This window comes from Dietzia sp. SYD-A1, from assembly GCF_015356725.1.
GTDB lineage: Bacteria > Actinomycetota > Actinomycetes > Mycobacteriales > Mycobacteriaceae > Dietzia.
The window spans coordinates 1-429 of sequence record NZ_JADDKI010000613.1 but is presented as its reverse complement, the minus strand read 5'-3'; the positions used below and the strand labels follow the sequence as shown (position 1 = coordinate 429).

Genomic DNA, 429 nt, shown 5'->3' with positions numbered 1-429 from the left:
TCACGGACGAGGGGAGGCGGGAATGATCCGGGTGGCCCTGGTCGACGACCAGGCGGTGGTCCGCGCCGGGTTCCGGGTGCTGTTGGAGGAGGCCGCGGACCTCGAGGTGGTCGGGGAGGCGGCCAGCGGACCCGAGGCCGTCTCCATGGTCCGTCGCGCCCGGCCTGACGTCGTCTGTATGGACGTGCGGATGCCCGGCGGGGACGGAATCACCGCGACCCGGCAGATCGTCGCCGAGCGCGACGGTGATCTGCCCGCCGTGCTCGTGGTGACGACGTTCGACCTGGACGACTACGTCTTCGGGGCTCTCGAGGCCGGGGCCAGTGGGTTCCTCCTCAAGGACTGCGACCCCGCCGACCTCGCCCACGCCATCCGGCGCCTCGCCCGCGGGGAGGGGACGGTCGACCAGGCCGTCACCCGGCGCGTGAT

At 73.0% G+C, this 429-nt stretch carries 1 protein-coding gene; it reads left to right on the top strand.

The window, feature by feature from the left end; all coding sequences use genetic code 11:
* Positions 1-22: 22 nt before the first annotated feature.
* On the top strand, positions 23-429 hold a 407-nt coding region (locus IY392_RS17695; protein ID WP_194861941.1), incomplete at its 3' end, for a response regulator transcription factor.